16 protein-coding genes are annotated in these 19,067 nt (G+C 57.9%); 7 read left to right on the forward strand and 9 right to left on the reverse strand.

The window, feature by feature from the left end; genetic code table 11:
- Positions 1-98: 98 nt before the first annotated feature.
- Complete coding sequence (locus ABH15_RS12315; protein ID WP_128694680.1) at positions 99-2,345, forward strand: S8 family serine peptidase; 2,247 nt, start codon at positions 99-101, stop codon at positions 2,343-2,345.
- Positions 2,346-2,886: 541 nt separating this feature from the next.
- On the opposite strand, the gene ABH15_RS12320 is transcribed toward ABH15_RS12315, so the two are convergent.
- From ABH15_RS12320 to ABH15_RS12330, 3 genes are all read right to left on the reverse strand, one after another.
- Positions 2,887-3,990 (reverse strand): hypothetical protein, encoded by a 1,104-nt coding sequence (locus ABH15_RS12320; protein WP_128694681.1) that lies wholly within the window; start codon positions 3,988-3,990, stop codon positions 2,887-2,889.
- A gap of 144 nt (positions 3,991-4,134) precedes the next feature.
- Complete coding sequence (locus tag ABH15_RS12325; RefSeq protein WP_128694682.1) at positions 4,135-5,340, reverse strand: hypothetical protein; 1,206 nt, start codon at positions 5,338-5,340, stop codon at positions 4,135-4,137.
- 99 nt (positions 5,341-5,439) lie between these two features.
- The gene (locus ABH15_RS12330) at positions 5,440-6,702 is read right to left on the reverse strand and encodes a hypothetical protein (protein WP_128694683.1); all 1,263 of its coding nucleotides are present in this window, start codon (positions 6,700-6,702) and stop codon (positions 5,440-5,442) included.
- Between the two features lie 392 nt (positions 6,703-7,094).
- Between ABH15_RS12330 and ABH15_RS12335 the strand changes: the two genes are divergently transcribed.
- Complete coding sequence (locus ABH15_RS12335) at positions 7,095-7,571, forward strand: pyridoxamine 5'-phosphate oxidase family protein (RefSeq protein WP_128694684.1); 477 nt, start codon at positions 7,095-7,097, stop codon at positions 7,569-7,571.
- Between the two features lie 83 nt (positions 7,572-7,654).
- Positions 7,655-8,644 carry a hypothetical protein gene (locus ABH15_RS12340; RefSeq protein ID WP_128694685.1) on the forward strand — a complete coding sequence of 330 codons (990 nt, stop codon included), beginning with the start codon at positions 7,655-7,657 and terminating at the stop codon, positions 8,642-8,644.
- 10 nt (positions 8,645-8,654) lie between these two features.
- Here the strand turns inward: ABH15_RS12340 and ABH15_RS12345 are convergent, their stop codons facing one another.
- A complete protein-coding gene (locus ABH15_RS12345) occupies positions 8,655-9,170 on the reverse strand; it encodes a hypothetical protein (protein ID WP_128694686.1) in 516 nt (171 codons plus the stop codon).
- A 165-nt stretch (positions 9,171-9,335) separates the two neighbouring features.
- On the opposite strand from ABH15_RS12345, the gene ABH15_RS12350 reads away from it, so the two are divergent.
- Entirely contained in the window at positions 9,336-10,274 is a 939-nt protein-coding gene (locus tag ABH15_RS12350; RefSeq protein ID WP_128694687.1) for a Clp1/GlmU family protein, read from the forward strand.
- Here the strand turns inward: ABH15_RS12350 and ABH15_RS12355 are convergent.
- Positions 10,239-11,489, reverse strand: a complete 1,251-nt coding sequence (locus tag ABH15_RS12355) for an SLC13 family permease (RefSeq protein WP_128694688.1) — start codon at positions 11,487-11,489, stop codon at positions 10,239-10,241. The two genes, ABH15_RS12350 and ABH15_RS12355, sit on opposite strands and share 36 nt — an antisense overlap.
- A gap of 96 nt (positions 11,490-11,585) precedes the next feature.
- Positions 11,586-12,593, reverse strand: a complete 1,008-nt coding sequence (locus ABH15_RS12360; protein ID WP_128694689.1) for a phosphate signaling complex PhoU family protein — start codon at positions 12,591-12,593, stop codon at positions 11,586-11,588.
- Positions 12,594-12,860: 267 nt separating this feature from the next.
- On the opposite strand from ABH15_RS12360, the gene pstA reads away from it, so the two are divergent.
- From pstA to phoU, 3 genes are read left to right on the forward strand one after another with little or no spacing between them, the layout of a single operon-like run.
- Positions 12,861-14,900 (forward strand): phosphate ABC transporter permease PstA, encoded by a 2,040-nt coding sequence (gene pstA / locus ABH15_RS12365; RefSeq protein WP_128694690.1) that lies wholly within the window; start codon positions 12,861-12,863, stop codon positions 14,898-14,900.
- A gap of 4 nt (positions 14,901-14,904) precedes the next feature.
- On the forward strand, positions 14,905-15,669 hold the full coding sequence (pstB, locus tag ABH15_RS12370) for a phosphate ABC transporter ATP-binding protein PstB (RefSeq protein ID WP_128694691.1): 765 nt from the start codon (positions 14,905-14,907) through the stop codon (positions 15,667-15,669).
- 8 nt (positions 15,670-15,677) lie between these two features.
- Positions 15,678-16,328, forward strand: coding sequence for a phosphate signaling complex protein PhoU (gene phoU, locus ABH15_RS12375; RefSeq protein WP_128694692.1), 651 nt, complete (start codon positions 15,678-15,680; stop codon positions 16,326-16,328).
- 44 nt (positions 16,329-16,372) lie between these two features.
- Here the strand turns inward: phoU and ABH15_RS12380 are convergent, their stop codons facing one another.
- From ABH15_RS12380 to ABH15_RS12390, 3 genes are all read right to left on the reverse strand, one after another.
- Positions 16,373-17,362 (reverse strand): TIGR00341 family protein, encoded by a 990-nt coding sequence (locus tag ABH15_RS12380; protein ID WP_128694693.1) that lies wholly within the window; start codon positions 17,360-17,362, stop codon positions 16,373-16,375.
- Positions 17,363-17,475: 113 nt separating this feature from the next.
- A complete protein-coding gene (locus tag ABH15_RS12385) occupies positions 17,476-17,865 on the reverse strand; it encodes a thioredoxin family protein (RefSeq protein WP_128694694.1) in 390 nt (129 codons plus the stop codon).
- A 71-nt stretch (positions 17,866-17,936) separates the two neighbouring features.
- Positions 17,937-18,953 carry a phosphate uptake regulator PhoU gene (locus ABH15_RS12390; protein WP_128694695.1) on the reverse strand — a complete coding sequence of 339 codons (1,017 nt, stop codon included), beginning with the start codon at positions 18,951-18,953 and terminating at the stop codon, positions 17,937-17,939.
- Positions 18,954-19,067 lie beyond the last annotated feature (114 nt).

Consider the following 19,067-nt stretch of genomic DNA (forward strand, 5'->3'; position numbering starts at 1 on the left):
TGACCAACCCCTTTTATTCGCAGGTTAATAATAATAATCAAAATATGCGTCTGCCCCAAGAAACGTTTAAATAATAGGTTCAGGCATACGGCACACCCATGAAACGGAGACACTTCCTGTGCCTGATAGCCCTTTTACTGATAGCGGGCACGTTCGTTACAGTAGCCGGGGCGGAGCGGGTCATAATCGGGTTTCGGGGCGACCCCGATCAGACAATGCTCCGGCACGGCACAGGCATGCATCTGCATCACGGAATTTCGGCAGTATCGGTGGATATGCCAGTATACGCCATCGAGAGGATTGCACGCGACCCCAGGATAGCTTATATCGAACCGGACTACCAGGTGCATGCCCTCGGGGATACCGTTCCCTGGGGTATCGAGAGAGTCGGGGCACCGACGGTGCACGAGGCGGTCGACGGGGACGGAGTACGCGTGGCCGTGCTCGATACGGGCATCGATTACACTCACCCGGATCTCGAAGGAAACTACCGGGGCGGATACGACTTCGTCAACGACGATGCCGATCCCATGGATGACAACGGCCATGGAACACACTGTGCAGGCATCATTGCAGCAGAGAGAGATGAGAGCGGTATCATCGGTGTCGCTCCGAAGGCCGATCTCTATGCGGTCAAGGTGCTAAGCAGCGGCGGCGGCGGATACATCAGCGATGTCGTATCAGGCATCGAATGGGCGATCGAGAACGACATACAGATCATATCGATGAGCCTTGGCAGCAACTCCGACTCCTATGCCCTTCGCTCGGCCTGCGACGCAGCATACGAGGCGGGGATCGTTCTCGTCGGGGCCGCAGGCAATGACGGCAGGTATTCCGGGTACGGCGATACGGTCGACTATCCGGCCAGGTACGGCTCCGTGATTGCGGTCTCTGCAATCGACGAGAACAATCAGCGGGCATCATGGTCGAGTACCGGGCCTGCCGTGGAACTCGCTGCACCGGGCGTCGGGATCTACTCGACCTATCCTGACGGGTACCGCTCGGTGAGCGGAACGTCAATGGCATGCCCGCATGTCGCCGGCGTTGCGGCACTCGTCCTTGCAGCTCACCCTGACCTCGGCAACACCGAAGTGCGGGAGCTGCTCACCACCACTGCAACCGATCTCGGGCGCTCGGCGTGGTACGGCTACGGGTTGGTGAACGCCGCCGGGGCGGTAGGCGATGTCGTCGTCACGGATACGACCCCGCCGGGTATTACCGGCGTGACCGTGAAGGAGATAACCGGAACCGGTGCGGTGATCACCTGGCAGACCGATGAACCGGCATCGGGCACCCTCCGGTACGGCACCTCCCCCTCAGCCCTGAACGACCAGGTCTCAGAAACCGCTTCAGGCGTTTCGCACCGCATCACACTCGCAAACCTCGAAAAAGGCGTCACATATTCCTATACAGTCTCATCGACAGATGCGTATGGGAATACCGCCACCGACCCGGCCGGGGAGATCCCGTACACCTTCACGACATTGACAAACGATCTCCCGGTTGCCGATGCAGGCGCCGATAAGTCGGCAGGCGATGCGGACGGTGACGGCCTTGAGGCCGTCCTGCTCGACGGATCAGGGTCATCCGACCCCGACGGTTCCATCGTCGCCTACGAATGGCTGGAGGGAGACGCTACCCTTGGCACCGGAGAGCAGATCACCTATGCGTTTGCCGTCGGAACACACACGGTCACGCTCCGGGTCACCGATACCGACGGTGCAGCTGCAACCGACTCGGTACAGGTGGTTGTAAAAGCCAATCAGCCACCGGTTGCAGTTCTCAGCGGAGACGGCACCGCACATGTGGACAGTCCGGCAGCCTTCGACGCCGCGGGATCGTACGATCCGGACGGTATGATCGTGCAGTGCGACTGGGAGTTCGGCGACGGCACGAGCGGAACCGGGACGGCGGCAACCCACATCTATGATTCGGCGGGCACCTATGCCGTTACACTCACCGTCACCGATAACGGAGGCAGATCGTCCACGGAGACGCAGGCCGTCACCGTTATCGGGGTGAACGAAGCACCCGGGATGCACGTTTGGGATATCGATATGCTGGTAGAGGAGAACTCGTATCGCACCTACTGCATCGCGACCGTCACAATCGTCGATGACGGCAACAACCCGGTTCCGGGAGCTGAGGTCACCGGATACTGGGGCGGCCTTGGAAGGGGCACAGGATTCGGAACGACGGACAGCGCCGGTTCGGTAACCTTTACGTCGAACGCGGTGCGCCGGAACGGCGGGCTCTTCATCTTCACCGTCGATCTGGTAGAAAAAGAAGGCCGGACGTATACGCCTGCTCTGAACCTCGAGACATTCGATTCGGTTTCGGCCTGAAACAATCCATTTTTCACCCGAAGCGGGCAACAGCCGGAACCGGATACAATAGAACCGTCTTCAGATGCCTCCTGCGGATATCACCGGCTCGATGACCGGGCATGCAGGCTCTTGTTCTGGCCAGGGAACGCTTAAATACCCGGAATCCGGGTACAATCCGCCGGAAAAACGACCATCACAGAAGCCCGCAGACGGACGATCTCCGGTCGGGGTATGCTATCCATCCCCTCAAAATTACTCTGCCTCATATGGCCAGTATACCTCACAATTTTCCGAGTATTTTCAAAATAGGGCAGAGATAATCCGGCATCCTCTTTTAGCAGAATCGGTCACAAAAAACTCCGGTAAAATCGAAAATGAACGCCGATAGGCCCTTATTTTACAATGGAAGATGGTGCTCCCCGGGCACGACTGCGCCCCGGATACCGGACGAAGCGGTGCAGGGCGGACACCGGATCCATCGAGAGTACCCGAATGTTTTAAACCCGGTAGAATGGCCACCCCGAACAAAAAAGTGAACTTGCCAGACGGGATCGGCAGATCACCGCAGATTCATAAGCCGCCAGATAGGCTTGCCCAATCCGAGATCGGCTTTGAGATAGGCGTCCGAGACATTTATCGATTCGGGAACCTCGAAAAAGAGGAAGCCCTCCAGTCCCTGGTATCGATCAAGCTGTCCGCCGAGGTATGACTGCCCATGCGAGGTCACCGCGGGGACATCGATCGGCTGATAGGTCGAGTCCTGGTGTACAAGCGTGAACGACCGTGCTCCGGGAAGCCTGACACGGTAGTTACTTCCGTCCCCTTTATACCCGAGGTGCGTGTACTTGAGCGCGATGAGGAGATACTGCTGCCCGAATCCGGCCTCGAACCGTTTCTCCGGCGAGTCTGCTGCCGTAAACACATGCGCCAGCCTCGTTGATTCGACGATGAGCGAGAGCATGTTGTCCCCGCTCGAGTCGTCATAGCAGTAGCGTTCGCCAAGGCCTAAAGCACCGGGAAATGCGGGAGTCGGTATCGGAGAGGGCGCTGCCTGCAGCAAGAACTCATCCGGAGCGACATCTGCCGTATCGCTGAGCGATGCCATTGCCACGTGCAGACGCTCCGTTCCCACGGCGATGCGGTCGAGTGCTGTCTCGACCGCGGCAGGGTCTCGGAGCCCGCTCTCGGTGAGCATCCTGCCGGCCGCGCTGTACTCGTCAAGAGCTGCAATAAAGTCCGTTCTGGCCGATTCGTTTTCAGGGGAGACCGTGCAGGCCTCGGCATCCCGAAGTGTCGAGAGAGCCAGATCGGATAGCGCCGGAGCCAGTTCAGAAAGTGCCCTTTCATCCTGGTAGTATGCGGCGTGAATATTCTGGACAGAGAGCATCAGGAGTGGGAGACTCGAATCCGCCATCAGCAGGGCGAACGCATCGTCGCCCGAGAGGGGGGCGAGACTGCCGCTCTCACCCGCTACATCGGAAGCATTCTGAACCGGAGCGGCAGGGGTGGATGCATCGACGGCGAACAGATTCAGCGGGAGCGGAATGAAACCGGCATAGACGGTGCCTGCCGAGGCTTCTCCGGGCACGACCGCCGTAAAGACGATCCCGCCGAGTAGACCAACGAGCACCAGCGTTGCCAGGAGGGAGTTTTGCAACCGCATACCGCAGAATACCAGAAGATAACATATAATTTTTTCTGATTTCAATAAAACGATCCGTATCGGCAAAATCCTCAACCCGGAGAGGGGAAGAACCCGCAGCGTGTCGGAACACCGCATATCTCCCATTCGATCCCGGGAAACTGCCTACTGCATGGTCTTGCCGAGTGCCCAGACAGGAGAACCCTGATCCCCGAGGTTCACGGAGATGCAGGCATCGGAGACGTTGAGCGACGCGGGTACGTCGTAGATAAGGTAACCCTCGGTCGTCTCGTACCGGCTCAGCGTAACTGTCCGGTATGGAGCGCCGTAGGAAGTGGAAGAGGTTACCGTGAGCGGTGAATACGTCGCATCGTAATAGTGGAGGGTGAACGAACCGAGACCCGGCGTCTTTATGCTGTACGTCCGGCTCTCCCCCTTGTGTCCGATGTTGGTGACCTGCACGGCAACCAGCAGGAACATCCGCCCCGGTTCTGCGGTGGCGATATCGTGGTCGCCTCCGAGAAGCTGATATGATCCGGTCCTCCGTGCCGACTCGATGATCAGAGAGACCATATTCGCACCGGTCCGGTCATCGAAGGTGTATCGCTGCCGGAGCGGCAGTGCGTTCCGGAACAGGGAGGCCGACGGTAAACGGGGGGCGAGTTCACCTATACCGGAGACCTCCTGCGGGATCTCAGGTGCCCGGTCGGAGATCCCGTCGATTGCTTCCCGGAGGTGATCCGTACCCACAGTAATATTTTCAAAGGCAGTATCCACCTCGGTCTTGTTCAGGAGCGACGCCTCCCGAAGAAGATTCCCGGCCGACGCATACGACTCGAGAGCAGCAACGAATGCGGATCGGGTACCTTCCCGTTCGGGCGAGATCTCGAGTGGCTTCACTCTCTCAAGAACGCCCGTGGCCATATCCGCAAGGCCACTACCGGCATCACTCACGCCCGCCTCATCCCAGTAGTACAGCGCATACACATTCTGCACCGAGAGCATCGTCAGGGGAATACTGGTGTTGGCGATGAGATCTACCAGAATATCATCGTCATATTCGGGCATCTCCACGGTGGCATTGCCCGTATCGACAGAGGTCGTATTCGCAGCTCCGCTCTCCACGGGTTCAGCGGGCGGCGGCACCGCCGGCAGGGGCTCTCCGGAGAGCGCACTTCCTTCAGCAAGCCGGACATACGTGTCGGAGAAAAGGGGAGCAGAATCGGCCTGGAAGACCCATCCCTCTGCTGCCGGGTGCGGCACCGACGCGTTGAGCAGCCCGTCCGGCTCCGAAGCGGCAAGGGAGAAGACCAGGATACCTGCAAAGATGATCAGGGCGACGACCATTGCGACAGAATCCCCACGCTCCATGAATGGGTACAGTGTTCCGTTCTGCCACATAAAACCTTGCAGATCCGGATTGCCGGTGTGGTGCCGGCAACCGGAAGAGAAAGGGCTCTGAAAAGAGAATCAGGCCTGAGCCTCTCTGAGGCTCCAGACCGCGATACCAGGTGATCCGAAATCTACCTGCAGGCGTGCCTCGGAGACGTTCAGCGTGGCAGGCACGTCGAAGAGAAGGAAGCTCTTCTTTGATTCGTACCGCTCCAGGCGGGCACCGGCATACGATTCGCCGAGAGAGGTCGTAGGCGGAAGCGCAACCGGCGAGTATACGTCGGTGCGATGGTGAAGCGTTACGGCGGCAAGGTCTGGAGTATCCGCTTCATACAGATCTCCATCTCCCTTATGCCCGACGTTCGTGGCTTTCACGACGACGAGGAGGAACTGGCGCCCGAGCCCTGCGGTGACGGCCACTTTCTCCTCGTCGCGGGTGTAGGTATACGAGCGAACTTTTCCGGTGGATTCGGCCATGAACGAGAGCATGTTCTCACCCTCCGGATCATCGTAGCTGAACCGCTCGAGAAGAGGGAGGGCGTCCCGTGACGCTGTAGAAACGTCCTGATACGGCATGCTGCCGGCCTGCAGGCGCGAACCGGAAGCTGCCGCCACGATCATCGCCTCCTGCCCGGGCCCCTGCAGCGCTGTCCGCAGGTAGCTGCAGCCTTCCGTGATCTGCACGAATGCCGCATCAGTCGCAGAGGCGTTCCCGATACCGGTCTCCTTCAGGACAGAACCTGCCTCGATAAAGTCTTCAAGTGCACGCATGAAATCTGCCCGGACAGGTTCCATACCGGTGGATACGGTGAGCAATGCTGCTTTATCGCGAGCATCGACGGCGAGGCTATACATTTCAGCACCCCCTTTGTTCAGGGAGACAGTATCGTTGCCGTGCTCCGCGTACATGCACTGCACGGCAGAGATCATCAGGGGCACCCCGGACTCGGCGATGAGACTGAGCAGCATCTCATCGGCGTATGCATCGTCGTACGAGGTCTCGCCCACGGACGGTGGAGTGGCGGCATCGAGATCCTGGTTCATCACCGACACGTTATTGTCTGAGGCGACCTCTGCAGAGTTATCCTCCACCGCACCGCCGCCAATCCCGCCCTCGACAGAGGCGTTTGCCGTCTGATTCGGTGTGAGGTATGACGATAGCGGACTCGAGGCGGGGAATGAACCCTGACCCGGAATCGTGACAGAACCGAACGCCCCCGGATGCCCGGTCGGGACGGCAGTTGCATAGACAGGTGTGTCCAGAGCCGATGCAGGAAGCAGGAACCCGGACAGTCCGATGATTCCGATGACAAACAGCGCAGATGAAAGATGAACGCGCATGCCTGAGTATTTTATGCGGCAACATATAATAATATCGCAATATAAAATAGCCCAATATAATTAATATGTCAATAAATAGGAAAAGTATGCGCATTTATTCCGGGAACCGGCCGCAGAAACAAATCCTATGACGTGGAAGACGGTGAAGCCGGGTGCATATGGTCGCAAGGCGTGAAATTTCGCACCCGTATCCGGCACCGGGATTCTCCTTCCGGCGACTGTAAACCGCAGGACAAACCTCCGGCCGGGCTCTCCTGCATGAAAGAGCGAAGAGAGTTCTGCTTTCCGGTTTATTCCTGGCCCGGAGGAGAAACGTCCGTAAAGCAGGTATAACGCGCAATAGAGAAACATTTAAATACGGTTTCGAGTAATCGACAGTGTGAGGAATGTAAATGGAAATTGTTAAAATTCCACGGATGGACAAAGCAGAATACGACAACCTCATCGAAGAGGGCTATGTCTCCAGGATCGCATTCCAGGGGAACAAGTATCCCTACATCGCTCCGTTTCTCTACGTCTTCGACGGGAGATTCCTCTACTTCCTGGCAACCAAATACGGCCGAAAGAACGACCTCTTCCGGCAGCACCCCTATGTCTCGGTGGAGGTCGAGCGCTACACCAAAGACCTCTCCTCATACACCTTCGTGACCATGCAGGGGTACCTCGTCCAGCTTGAGGATGCCATCGAGAAGAAGATCATCAGGCAGAAGTTCATCGAGATGATCAAGAAGAGGAACCTCTCCCAGAATATCCTCGCAGCACTCGGCCATAAACCGGAGGAGCCGCTCGAGGCGATAGCGTCCGAAGAGCGCTCGAACATCTGGAAACTGACGGGCGTCACGGATATCGTCGCCCTGAAAAACCTGTAATACCTTTCTTTTTGAGGTGCTGATCGGGCAGGCAGGGCACGTCCCGATATACCTATATACTATCCTGCCGGCGTTGCTCTGCTATGTCGGCACGGAGCACTATCTTCTGCATCATCATCGTATGCTGCGTCCTCCTCTCTATCGCCTCGGCGCATGTTCCCGTCATGGTCGAGGGCGAGCATAACCGGCCCGCTACCGCAGTCGTCATCGACGACCCGACCAAGTCGTGGGTGATCTATGCGGGGCTGCCCACGAACGATACCGTCGACTACTACCGGCTCCGCATGGAGGCGGGAGAGCAGATCCGGCTATCCGTCCAGACGCCCGAGGAAGGAGCGTTTGCTCCGGGGCTGGTGGTGATGGGGCCGGGGATCGAGTCCGCCGGAACACCGCCACCGTTCATCCGGCTGCCCGGCACCGGCGGTGCGGCGGTCATCCCCGGAGAAAGACCGGATAGCCCGTTCTTCGAGCCGTTCACCCCTTCAAAAACCTACGAAACCGCCGAGATCACCATCCCGGCACCGGAGACGGGTGACTATTACGTTGCGGTCTATGCCGATGAATACGCAGGACCGTATGCCCTCGCCGTCGGCACCCGGGAGAGTTACACGCTCACCGAGTGGCTGACGATACCCGTAGACGTCATCGGCATCCATCTCTGGGAAGGTCAGTCGCTCGCCGTCATTCTGGCACCCCTGATCGTTGTGGTCGCCGCCGGACTCCTTCTGATCGGCGGTCGGCAGAGAAGAACCCTATCCGCATTCGCGTGGGCAGCAGTGCTCGCCGGCCTGCTCTCTATCGGCAGCGGCGCCATGACGATCGTCCAGCTGATCATCGCTGCCATGGGTTCCCCCCTGACGGCTGCGATACTGGTGACGCTGATCGTCGCCCTCATCCCGATCGTGCTCGGCACCGCAATGTTGCTGATCGGACTCCGGCGGAGGAGCGGCATCACCGATCGTGCCGCCATGGTAGTGCTCGGCATCATCGGGCTATTCACCTGGGCAGGCATGATCGCAGGACCGGTAATCGCCATTCTCTCCGCAGTGCTGCCCGGGGACGGGAAGCGCTGAACGCCCCGGCCTACCTGAACTCCTCGAGTATCGTTCGTGCGGCATTCAGGAGCGAGTCGACCCCTTTGGGAGTTGTCGTTCCCTTCTCAGCCCACCGGATGGTGCCCTCCCCGTCCAAGAGGTAGAGGTAGGCGAGTGAGATGTCGCCAAAGCCGAGCTGCCGGGCGTAGTCGTCAAAATTGCCGGCGTAGGTGAGAACCCGATCGTGCTTTTCAGGGGGCAGGGCGCCCCGCAGGGTCTCATCGACCCGCGATGTGAGTGCCTCTCCCAGCCGTCCGGCGACAACCGTGACCAGATAGGCCTTCACGCGCGGATTTCCGGAAAAAGCGTACTCAAAAGGCCCAGTCCAGGTCTCCTGTACCTGCTGCACCCACCGGGGAAAGGCGATGACAATGAGCGAGAGATCCCCTGAAAGATCTTCCGGAAGCGCCATCGTCTTTCCGTCGAGTGTCGTTGCCGTCAGCGACGGGAACCTCCGCCCTTCAACCGCGAAGATCGGTTCGGTAGTGCCTGATCCTATGTCCATGCCCGTGCAGTGGAATGGAGATACTATAAAATCTCTGTCCAGGGATCGGATCGTGCATGGGAATGTGGGAAAGGAGAGCAGAGCTGCTAATACCCCTCAGGGAGAGAGACCATTCAAGCATCCCTGATCCATGAGAAGCGTGTGCCGGATGGAGGAGAAGAGCAGATGAGCGAGCACCAGATCCAGCGGGAAGATACCTGGGATGCGATCGCCGATGCACTCAGGGCGGGGGAAGAGCTGCAGTCGGTCTACGTCCTCGGGGGAACCGATAGCGGAAAGAGCACGCTCTGTCGGTACCTCATTGACGAGACGAAAGATCAGCGAATATGCGCATACCTCGACTGCGATACGGGACAGTCGGTCGTCGGCGTCCCGACGACCCTGGGCCTCCGGATGTACCACCCCCACACGGCAGAGAGCGGCACCAGACTTCGCTTCGTCGGTTCTACGTCGCCGCGCGGCCACCTGCTACAGACGGTGACCGGAGCGAAACGGCTGTTTGAGGCCGCAATTGCCGCGGATGCATCCGCCATCGTCATCGATTCTCCGGGGTATATCCACGGTGACGCGGCGTTTGAGTTCCAGTTCCAGATGATCGACCTCCTGCAGCCGTCCGGCATTGCCGTCCTCGGATACGGCCGGGAGTTCGACCGCCTCTGCGCACACTTCAGGCATCATCCGGGGATGACGATCCATCGTCTCCGCATCTCACCTGCCGTCGTGAGGCGATCGGCTGCGGAACGGCGAAAATACCGTGAACAGAAGTTCAGAAAGTACTTCCAGGATGCAGAACCGCGCGAGATCGCCTATTCCGGACTCGGCCTGCAGGGAAGAGTCCCCGATCTCTACGACGCACGCCAGGTACGGCACCGCCTGATTGCCGTATGCGATGCCGGAAACTTCGTTCTCACACTGGGCATCCTGAAAACCATCGACACAGAGAGAAAGGAGGCACGGTTCATATCTCCTCCCACCGATCTTATCCGGGCGGCATCTATCCGGTTCGGTTCGATCTTCCTCGATCCCCGGGCGGCCGCAGGCGAAATGGAATCCCATACGCCGTTCCCGCTACCAGGGAATGACCGCAAGGAACACCCAGTATAGTATCGCCTGCAGCACCGTCAGCGGCACACCGACCTCTGCAAACTCCCGGAACGTCAGTGTTGCCCCCTGTTTTTCTGCGTTCTGAATAATGATGACGTTGCTTGCCGCTCCCATGATCAGCATGTTGCCCGCAATCGTGCTTCCGGCTGCAAGCGCCATCATCTGTGCAGTGGAAGAACCGGCGTGAGTGAGAAGCGGGAGGTAGAGCGCGACAAACGGGACGTTCGAGACGAGCTGTGAGACGAGCACACCGCTTGCAAGGATGACCGGAATGCTGGTGAAATCGACCGGCGCCTCCGTGACAAGAGGCTCAAAGATTCCCGACTGCCAGACGCTTCCCATCAGGATGAAGAGAGCGGCGAAGAATACCAGCGTTGTCCAGTCGATCGACTTCACCACTTCAAGCCGCCTCTTGCTCCCGACAAGCACCGGAAGCGCCCCTATGAGCGCGATATACGTCAGCGGGAGGTCAGGTCCGGTGCCGAGCAGCACGGAGAGTACCTTGATACCTATCATCGCGCCGAGCAGGAGGAGTGAGATACGCGAGAGGAGGGCAAGCCGCGTATCCGAGATCTCTTCACGGACGAAGACGAGCGGCATATCCCGGAGCTCGCCACCGTAACGGACGATGAGAAGAAGATAGGCCATCATCAGGCAGAGCAGCGTCGGGACAGCAAGAGAGACGAAAAAGGTGATGAACGGGTTTGCAACATCACCGCCAAGCGCGATAAGGAGATTCTGCGGGTTCCCGGTAGGGCTTGCAACGCTCCCCGTCGTGATTCCGAACGCCAGTGCAAGCAGCAGCACCTTTTCGGAGATACCGAACCGCGTGCTATAGTAGAGCATGAGCGGCGTTGCAATGATCGCCAGGGTGTCGTTCATCAGCAGCGCGGAGAGAGCGCCGGAAGCAACGATCACCAGGAGAATCAGGCGCCGGGGGCTCCGTGCCCGCCGGAAGATACCATGGGCGAGGTGGAAGAGGTACCCGCTCCGCAGGAGCGCTTCCCCGATGACGAACATGCCGAAGAGAAAGAGCATGATCTCAATGTTGATGGAAGCCAGGGCAGCCGCCGGGGAGATCTGACCGAGAATAAGTACGGCAAGAGCTCCGGCGACCATAATCTGCCAGATCCGGAGATGAATGCCGCCAACCTTCCGGACGGCGATCAGGAGAAGTACGCAGACGAGGATGATGATAGGAATGAGTGAACCCATACGCTGCATCACCGGCAGGCGGGGAGGCGACTGCCGCAGACCTTCGCTATCAGGTTGACCGTGCGGCGTAAAAAGAGAGAGGGGCGATGCCGAAGATCAGAGTTCCTTTCCGATAAGGTGATTGATGATGTTCTCACAGATGTCGCCGGAGTACTCGCCGATCCTTCTGACACTATCCGCGACCGAACCGAGCGGGATCGCCGTGACTGCGTCGTACTGCAGCGACCGTCCGCTGATCTGCCGTGACTGCTCCTCAAGGTCGGGGACCATCTTCAGGATCTCGTTTGCTTTGACGATGTCGCTGCAGTAGAATGCCTCCATGCTCTTCTGGAAGATCTCGAGCGCGAGCGTGCTCGCAGTCCCGATCATGGCAAGAATCTCGCCGTCGACCTCCCGATCTTTCAGGATGAGGGCATTCCTTGCGACCCGGGTCGCGTGATCTCCCATCCGTTCGATGATCCTGCTGATCAGGAAGTAGTACATCGCCGTACCGGTAGGGATGCTCATCTTCCGCGACAGAGTCATATCGAGGAGGATGAGATGGTTCTGGCGCGCTATCAGCCAGTGCAGCCGGTCGACCTCGGTATCCCGCGCAACCACGTCCTCTGCCAGGACTGCATCCCGGGTCGCGAGCGCTGTGACCGCGTCCTCCTGCATGGATTTGACGATGACCGACATCCGCCGGAGGGTATTGCAGAAAGGCATCTCCGCAGGGTTCAAGAGGTCTTTGAGCGTTATCGAATCGTCAGTCTCGTTAATTACCTCCTGACCGACCGCCATCTGCGTAAAGTCCCTCACGAGTTTCCGAACAAACGCCGGGAGACGCCCCTTCGACCGGATCCTGATCGTCGTATATCCGGCAATATAGGCGCCGACGAGGTAACGGAGCAGATATGTCCGATCCGTGCTCCCACTCACTTCAAACTCTTTCACACGCTGCACTGCTTCGCCGCTGATCTTGGGAGTGATCAGCAGAGAGCCGTCAGGCTGGACGATCAGACCAACCGGATCGTTCTTCTGGATATTTGTAGATTTTATCCACTCTTTCGGCAGAGAGACGATGTACGACGACCCTCCGGTTATCTGCACTTTCCTGATCTCCATGAATGCAGTACCGTGGGGATTACAAAGATATATACATTCCGTACTGATATATATAGCAATAGCGTATATGGAGCTTACATATACACATATATTTTCTTTCGAGAACTAATTTACCTCCCCCCACCCCAGCGTTAAGAGGTGAAAAACCTCCCATGCACTCTGCCGCAGGACTGATCCGCGATCGAACCGGAAAACCCGTGCCGTCATTCAAAACCGGCGGGTTCCTGGCTCTGGAAGAGCCTGCCGATGAGCATGAGCAGGAGAGACATGATCGATCCTACGCATAAAAATCAGGCGGCAGCGCCAAGTGGAGACGGAGAGGCACGCACCGGAGGCTATCCGCCCGAACCTTCGCCTATAACCGAGAAGGTATCCTCCTCGCTGCATATATTTTTTACCGGCAATGCTGCACGGAAGTACCGGGAAAGCGGCATCCGAAGTCTCTGGTTTATCACAGCCATATTTGCGGTTCTTGCCATATTCTTCATCCTATTCTTCCTCGTCGCCGATGCCTATCCTATCTTTGAGACGAACGGTGTCGCAGACTTTCTTGCCGGGGAGACCTGGAACCCAAGCGGAGCGGTTCCCACCTACGGCATTTACCCGCTCATTGTCGGGACACTGCTCGTGACAATCGGTGCAATGGCTATCGCCATCCCGCTCGGGATCGGCAGCGCGATCTTCATCGCCGAGCTGGCTTCACCCCGGGTCAGGGCAGTTGCAAAGCCCGCGGTCGAACTGCTGGCCGGAATCCCCTCGGTTGTATACGGTTTCTTCGGCCTCGTGGTTTTGACAAACTGGCTACGGCTTTCCTTTAATGTTCCCTCCGGCGAGAGCTGGCTTGCAGGCTCTATCCTTCTCGGCATTATGGCTCTTCCTACGATCGTCAGCGTCTCGGAAGACGCCATCACCGCCGTCCCGCGCACGTTCAAAGAAGGCTCGCTTGCCATGGGGGCAACGCACTGGCAGACGATACAGCGTGTCATCCTTCCGGCAGCGCTCTCAGGAATTACTGCCGCGATCATCCTCGGGGTGGGGAGAGCCATCGGCGAGACGATGGCCGTCATCATGGTGACCGGAAACGCTGCCATCATTCCCGATCCGGCCTGGAATGTCCTCTCGCCGGTCAGGACACTCACCGGAACCCTGGGGATAGAGATGGGAGAGGTCGCCATAGGAAGCACACACTATCACGCCCTCTTCGGCGTCGCCGTCGTGCTCCTCGCGATAGCACTCATCGTTAACCTCGGTGCACGGGTCATCTTAAAGAAAGTCAGGGAAAGGCACACGGCAACCGGGAAACGGCGCCAGTGGCTCCCACCTGAGACGGCAGAGACCGTAAAGCCGTACTTCTTCGCGGGGCTCGGGATCGTGCTCGCAATCCTGCTGCTCTTTGCCGTAGGCCTCATCACCACCGGAGCCATCATCGCCACCGTCCTTGCTCTGGCCTTTATTAAGAACAGGATCTCCCCAAAGACCGGACAGAAAGTGGCATTCGGACTGGTGTATACTTCAATCGCGATGGTTCTTGTCTTCCTCGCCGTCATTCTCTTCGATATCATCATCAACGGCCTCCCGGCGCTGAGCTGGGAGTTCCTGACCGAACCTCCCCGCAACCTCGGGCGGGAGGGCGGTATCGGCCCGGCCATCGTCGGCACCCTCTACCTCGTCGCCGGAGCGATCCTGTTCGCACTCCCGATCGGCGTCGGCGCTGCGATCTATCTCAACGAGTATACCAGAGAGGGACGTGTAACCGAGATCATCCGCTCAGGCGCCGACCTTCTGAACGGTACGCCTTCCATCGTCTTCGGCCTCTTCGGGTTTGCGTTCCTCGTCCTCTACCTCAACTTCGGCGTCTCTCTCCTCGCCGGCATGATAACCCTCGGCCTGATGGTTCTGCCGACGATCATCCGGACGACAGAGGAGACACTCAAGAGCATCCCGGACTCCATTCGTGAAGGGAGTCTTGCCCTCGGAGCGACCAAATGGCAGACGATCTGGAGAGTCGTGCTTCCGCCGGCAGTGCCGGGAATCCTGACCGGGACTATTCTCAGTGTAGGGCGGGCAGCAGGAGAGACGGCGCCGATCCTCTTCACGGCGGTCATCTTCTCGAAGCGCTTCCTCCCGACCTCCCTCTCCGAACCGGTGATGGCACTCCCCTACCACCTCTTCATCCTCGCAACCAACGTCCCCGGTGCCGGTCGGAACCAGTACGGTACGGCGCTCGTGCTCCTGATGCTGGTGATGAGCATCTACCTCGTTGCGATCGTCCTTCGAAACCACTACCAGAAGACCATCAAGTGGTGAACCTATGCAGAATAACGGCAGCATTCTCACGGCAAACGGATTAAACCTCCACTACGGCGAGAGCCACGCGCTGATCGATATTACGATCAGTATCCCAAGGAACCGGGTTACCGCCCTGATAGGACCTTCCGGATGCGGCAAATCAACGCTTCTCCGGTGTTTCAACCGCATGAACGACCTCGTGGATATCGTCACAATCACGGGAGAGATCATCTTCGACGGGAGGTCGATCCTCGGATCGGGTACCGACGTCGTCGAACTCCGGAAGAAGATCGGCATGGTCTTCCAGAAGCCAAACCCCTTCCCTTCCTCGATCTACGACAACGTCGCCTACGGCCCGAGAGTACACGGGACGAAAGATCGCAGGAAACTCGATGAGATCGTGGAAAAGAGCCTTCGTAAAGCCGCACTCTGGGAGGAGGTGAAAGACCGTCTCCACGACTCCGCCATGGGGCTCTCGGGCGGGCAGCAGCAGCGCCTCTGTATCGCAAGGACACTCGCCGTCGAGCCTGAGATTATCCTCATGGACGAACCCTGCTCCGCACTCGACCCGATTGCAACCGCAAAGATCGAGGATCTCATCGACGAGCTGAAGCAGAACTACACCGTGATTATCGTGACACATAATATGCAGCAGGCCGCCCGCGTCAGCGACTATACCGGCTTTATGTACCTCGGAAAGCTCATCGAGTTTGACGAAACGACACAGATCTTCGAATCTCCCGCAGAAGAACTGACGAATAATTACATCACGGGACGCTTTGGATAGGTGAAAAGATGGCCGGCAAATTTCGTGATGAACTCACAGTCTTAAAGGTCTCCGTCCTCGATATGGGAACCTTCTCGACCGATATGCTCCACAACTCGATACTAGCCTTAAAGACTCAGGATCCCGACCTTGCGGAGCGGGTGCACGCAAAGAAGACCGAACTTGCGGAGAGGAACCACCAGATCGAGGAGCAGGCACTCCGGCTTATCGCTCTCTACCAGCCGATGGCACAGGACCTCCGCGCAATTACGTGCGCTCTCAGCATGAACTACTCCCTCTTTCGGATCGGCAGATACGGAAAAGACATCGCCAACCTGGTGGAAGGGTTCACCGCTGCACCGCACATCGCCAATATGATGAACCTTCCTCACATGGCAGATCTGGTCTTCGGGATGATCGACGACACCCTCAAAGCCTACCGGTATGGGGATATCGCACCGCTGAAGAACTTCACGGCACGCGACGATACGATCGATGCCATGCGCTACTCCATCTTCCGCGAGAGCGTCACCTACATGATGGAAGACCCCCGGAGCATCACGCGGTGTATCGACTACGTTATGATCGCACGATATCTGGAGCGCTGCGGCGATCACGGGTGCGATATGGCAGAGAAGATCTACTATATGATCACCGGGGAGCGCCTGGCAGTCAAATAGACGCACCTGCCCCGGATTCCCCCATCCATTGCATAGAACCTTTTTTACAGAAGTTCTCCGTTCGGTCCGAGCAGCAGGGATATGGCCACGAGAAGACCGAGGAGAAGAGCGAAGATCACCGCCGACCGGACAACGTACTTCTCGGCGGCGATCTGCTCGCGGGAATCCCGCGGCCCGATACGCAGCACCAGAACGGCAAGGAGACCCCCGGCCATGAGCCCGATGATCTGATCGAGCACAAGGACGCCGGATGAGATGGCGCTGATCGGCTGGAGCACGATGACGATACCGGTCACCACGACCGGCGGGAGCAGGGCGGCGGCTATTGCCACACCCGCAATAGTTTCCGGTGTTTCCCGGGTGAACGCGAGTACCGCGGCAAACCCGAGCAGCAGCGCCATGACGATATAGATGGGATTCGTGATGATACGCGCGACGATCTCATCCGTGATCGGGAGCGGGATGAAGAAGTTAATGATAAATGTCGCAATCGCCGAGAGCAGGAGTACGGCGCCGAGGAGCGCTAAAAGGACCCCCACGCTGCGGAGGGCATCCTCGAGCCTTCCGAGAGCGATGTTGATGGCAAAACTGTATACCGGCCCGATGATCGGCGAGAGGAGCATGGCGCCGATGATGATGACCGAGTTGTTCAGAAAGAGCCCGGAAAGAGCAACCAGTCCGGCGATAGATGTCAGAGCGACTTTGGTCAGGTCAAGTTCGGCGTACGGTTTCGCGGATCGCAGGAGCTTCTCGACGGGAGTGTTCTCCTCTTTCTCCTCGGCTTTCTTCTCGGCACGCTGCAGGTAGGTCGAGACCACGAACTCCGGCGACGTGACCTCGATCATATTCTCATGATACCGCAGGTCAATAGCCCCGCGAATCTTCTCGATGAGATCGTTAACCTCTTCGTCCGGGGTAAAGACGATGATCTCGTAGATATCGCCCACGTGATCGGTGACGTAATAGAGCCCTCCAAGAGCCGCCTTTACGCCCTCATAATCCTCATTTCTTACGTGAACCAGAATCTTCTTCATGCTGCCGTAGAGCCCATCATAAACTGAAATGCTATAATTTTTGCCGGAGATGCCCTCCAGACCAAACCCTTCAAAAAAGGGAGTCGGCAGGCCGCTCGAGATTCTTTCCGGGACTATCCATAGCCGGTGATCTCGTAATCGATGGCGGTGGAACTCCGGACGCACGCCTCACCATGCTCGAGGAGATCTTCGATCCGCCTTTCCAGCATCGCAGGATAAACCGCTCCCACCAGTTCCTCGATAGGGCGTCCCATGCAGAAGAACTTGAACGTCGGCGTCCCCCGAACACCGTACCGCTCGGCGGTCCACATACTCGATGCGATATTTAACCGGCCGAAGAGAATAACCTCGCCGTACTGCTCGGCTAAGCTCCTGAAGGAGGGCTCCATAGTCCGGCAGTGGACGCATCCAGGACTGTAGAACATGATAACAGCTGGTTTTTCTCCTTTTTCGACAGCCTTCTCCCAGGTCTGATCTGAAATCTCAACGATCTCCGCACTCACGCAGGCCACCCTCCGGTGCGGTATACTCAAGAGAAGTAATTGATACTTTCCCCGACCGCCGGGAGAGGGGCTTACCGCATCTCTGCTTCTTCGCTCACAAGATCATTGATCACGTTCTCGGAGATATCCTTGGAGTACTCACCGAGCCTGCGTATGCTCTCGGCTATATATCCGACAGAGACGGCAATGGCGGTCTTCTGCCGGAGCGCGGTATGGCTGATCTCCTCGCACTGCACAGCGAGCGTTTGAACGGCCAGGATACTCCCGTTTGCTTCCACAATATCCTTTTTAAAGAGCGACCGGATGCTTGCATCATAAATGGCAAGGGCAACCCTGCTCGCACTCTCGATGTCGACGATCAGGGACGCATCCGGTTCTTCGCAAAACAGCGGGATTGAGTTCTTCGCAATATTGACGGCATGATCCCCGATCCGCTCGATGATCCTGCTGATCATCAGGTAGTTCGTCGCCGTCCCGGTGGAGACACCCATCCGCTTTGCGAGGCTGCCGTCACTCATAATAAGGCGATATTGACGGGCGATAAGCCATTGCAACCTATCGACGTCGTTGTCCCGGGCAATGACATCTTCGGCGAGCACCCGGTTCCCGGCCTTGAGCCCGATTATCGCATCCTCGTGCATCCCCCTGACGATGATATACATCCGCTGCAAGGTGCTGTCAAAAGGCATCTCAACCGGATTGAGGAGATCTTTGATAGTGATGGAGGCGTCACTCTCCTCGCCGACCTCCTGCCCGATAGCAATCCGGGTGAAGTCCCGCACGGCAATACGCACGGCAGGCGGGATACGACCGGTCGACGCCACGGTGATGGTGGTGTACCCCGTAATATATGCAGCAATCAGGCAGCGGAAGAAGAGTTCGGGGTTGGTCGATCTACCGACACGGAACAGCTTCGTGCGATGAGCGGTCTCACCGGATAGCTTCGTCGTAATGAGCAGCGTCCCGTCATTCTGTGCAACGAGCCCCAGAGGATCGTTCTTCTTGATTCTCATCGATGTTGCCCACTCTTTCGGGAGCGAGACGACATACGAGGAACCGCCGGTGATCTGAACTTTCCGAATCTCCATACCTACCACATGACCCGACGAGGCGACATAGACAAAGGAGAGGTTTTCATGCCACGCTATATAAGTGTCTTCATTCTATAGAGAGTATCGGAGCGTGAATAGTGCACGCCCAAA

Origin of the sequence: Methanoculleus taiwanensis (genome assembly GCF_004102725.1) — an archaeon.
In the GTDB taxonomy this organism is placed as follows: domain Archaea; phylum Halobacteriota; class Methanomicrobia; order Methanomicrobiales; family Methanoculleaceae; genus Methanoculleus_A; species Methanoculleus_A taiwanensis.

Coding starts and splice junctions, on each gene's coding strand:
- ABH15_RS12315 (WP_128694680.1), top strand. CDS start 99: ATGAAACGGAGACACTTCCTGTGCCTGATAGCCCTTTTACTGATAGCG.
- ABH15_RS12320 (WP_128694681.1), bottom strand. CDS start 3,990: ATGCGGTTGCAAAACTCCCTCCTGGCAACGCTGGTGCTCGTTGGTCTA.
- ABH15_RS12325 (WP_128694682.1), bottom strand. CDS start 5,340: ATGGAGCGTGGGGATTCTGTCGCAATGGTCGTCGCCCTGATCATCTTT.
- ABH15_RS12330 (WP_128694683.1), bottom strand. CDS start 6,702: ATGCGCGTTCATCTTTCATCTGCGCTGTTTGTCATCGGAATCATCGGA.
- ABH15_RS12335 (WP_128694684.1), top strand. CDS start 7,095: ATGGAAATTGTTAAAATTCCACGGATGGACAAAGCAGAATACGACAAC.
- ABH15_RS12340 (WP_128694685.1), top strand. CDS start 7,655: ATGTCGGCACGGAGCACTATCTTCTGCATCATCATCGTATGCTGCGTC.
- ABH15_RS12345 (WP_128694686.1), bottom strand. CDS start 9,170: ATGGACATAGGATCAGGCACTACCGAACCGATCTTCGCGGTTGAAGGG.
- ABH15_RS12350 (WP_128694687.1), top strand. CDS start 9,336: ATGAGCGAGCACCAGATCCAGCGGGAAGATACCTGGGATGCGATCGCC.
- ABH15_RS12355 (WP_128694688.1), bottom strand. CDS start 11,489: ATGGGTTCACTCATTCCTATCATCATCCTCGTCTGCGTACTTCTCCTG.
- ABH15_RS12360 (WP_128694689.1), bottom strand. CDS start 12,593: ATGGAGATCAGGAAAGTGCAGATAACCGGAGGGTCGTCGTACATCGTC.
- pstA (WP_128694690.1), top strand. CDS start 12,861: ATGATCGATCCTACGCATAAAAATCAGGCGGCAGCGCCAAGTGGAGAC.
- pstB (WP_128694691.1), top strand. CDS start 14,905: ATGCAGAATAACGGCAGCATTCTCACGGCAAACGGATTAAACCTCCAC.
- phoU (WP_128694692.1), top strand. CDS start 15,678: ATGGCCGGCAAATTTCGTGATGAACTCACAGTCTTAAAGGTCTCCGTC.
- ABH15_RS12380 (WP_128694693.1), bottom strand. CDS start 17,362: ATGAAGAAGATTCTGGTTCACGTAAGAAATGAGGATTATGAGGGCGTA.
- ABH15_RS12390 (WP_128694695.1), bottom strand. CDS start 18,953: ATGGAGATTCGGAAAGTTCAGATCACCGGCGGTTCCTCGTATGTCGTC.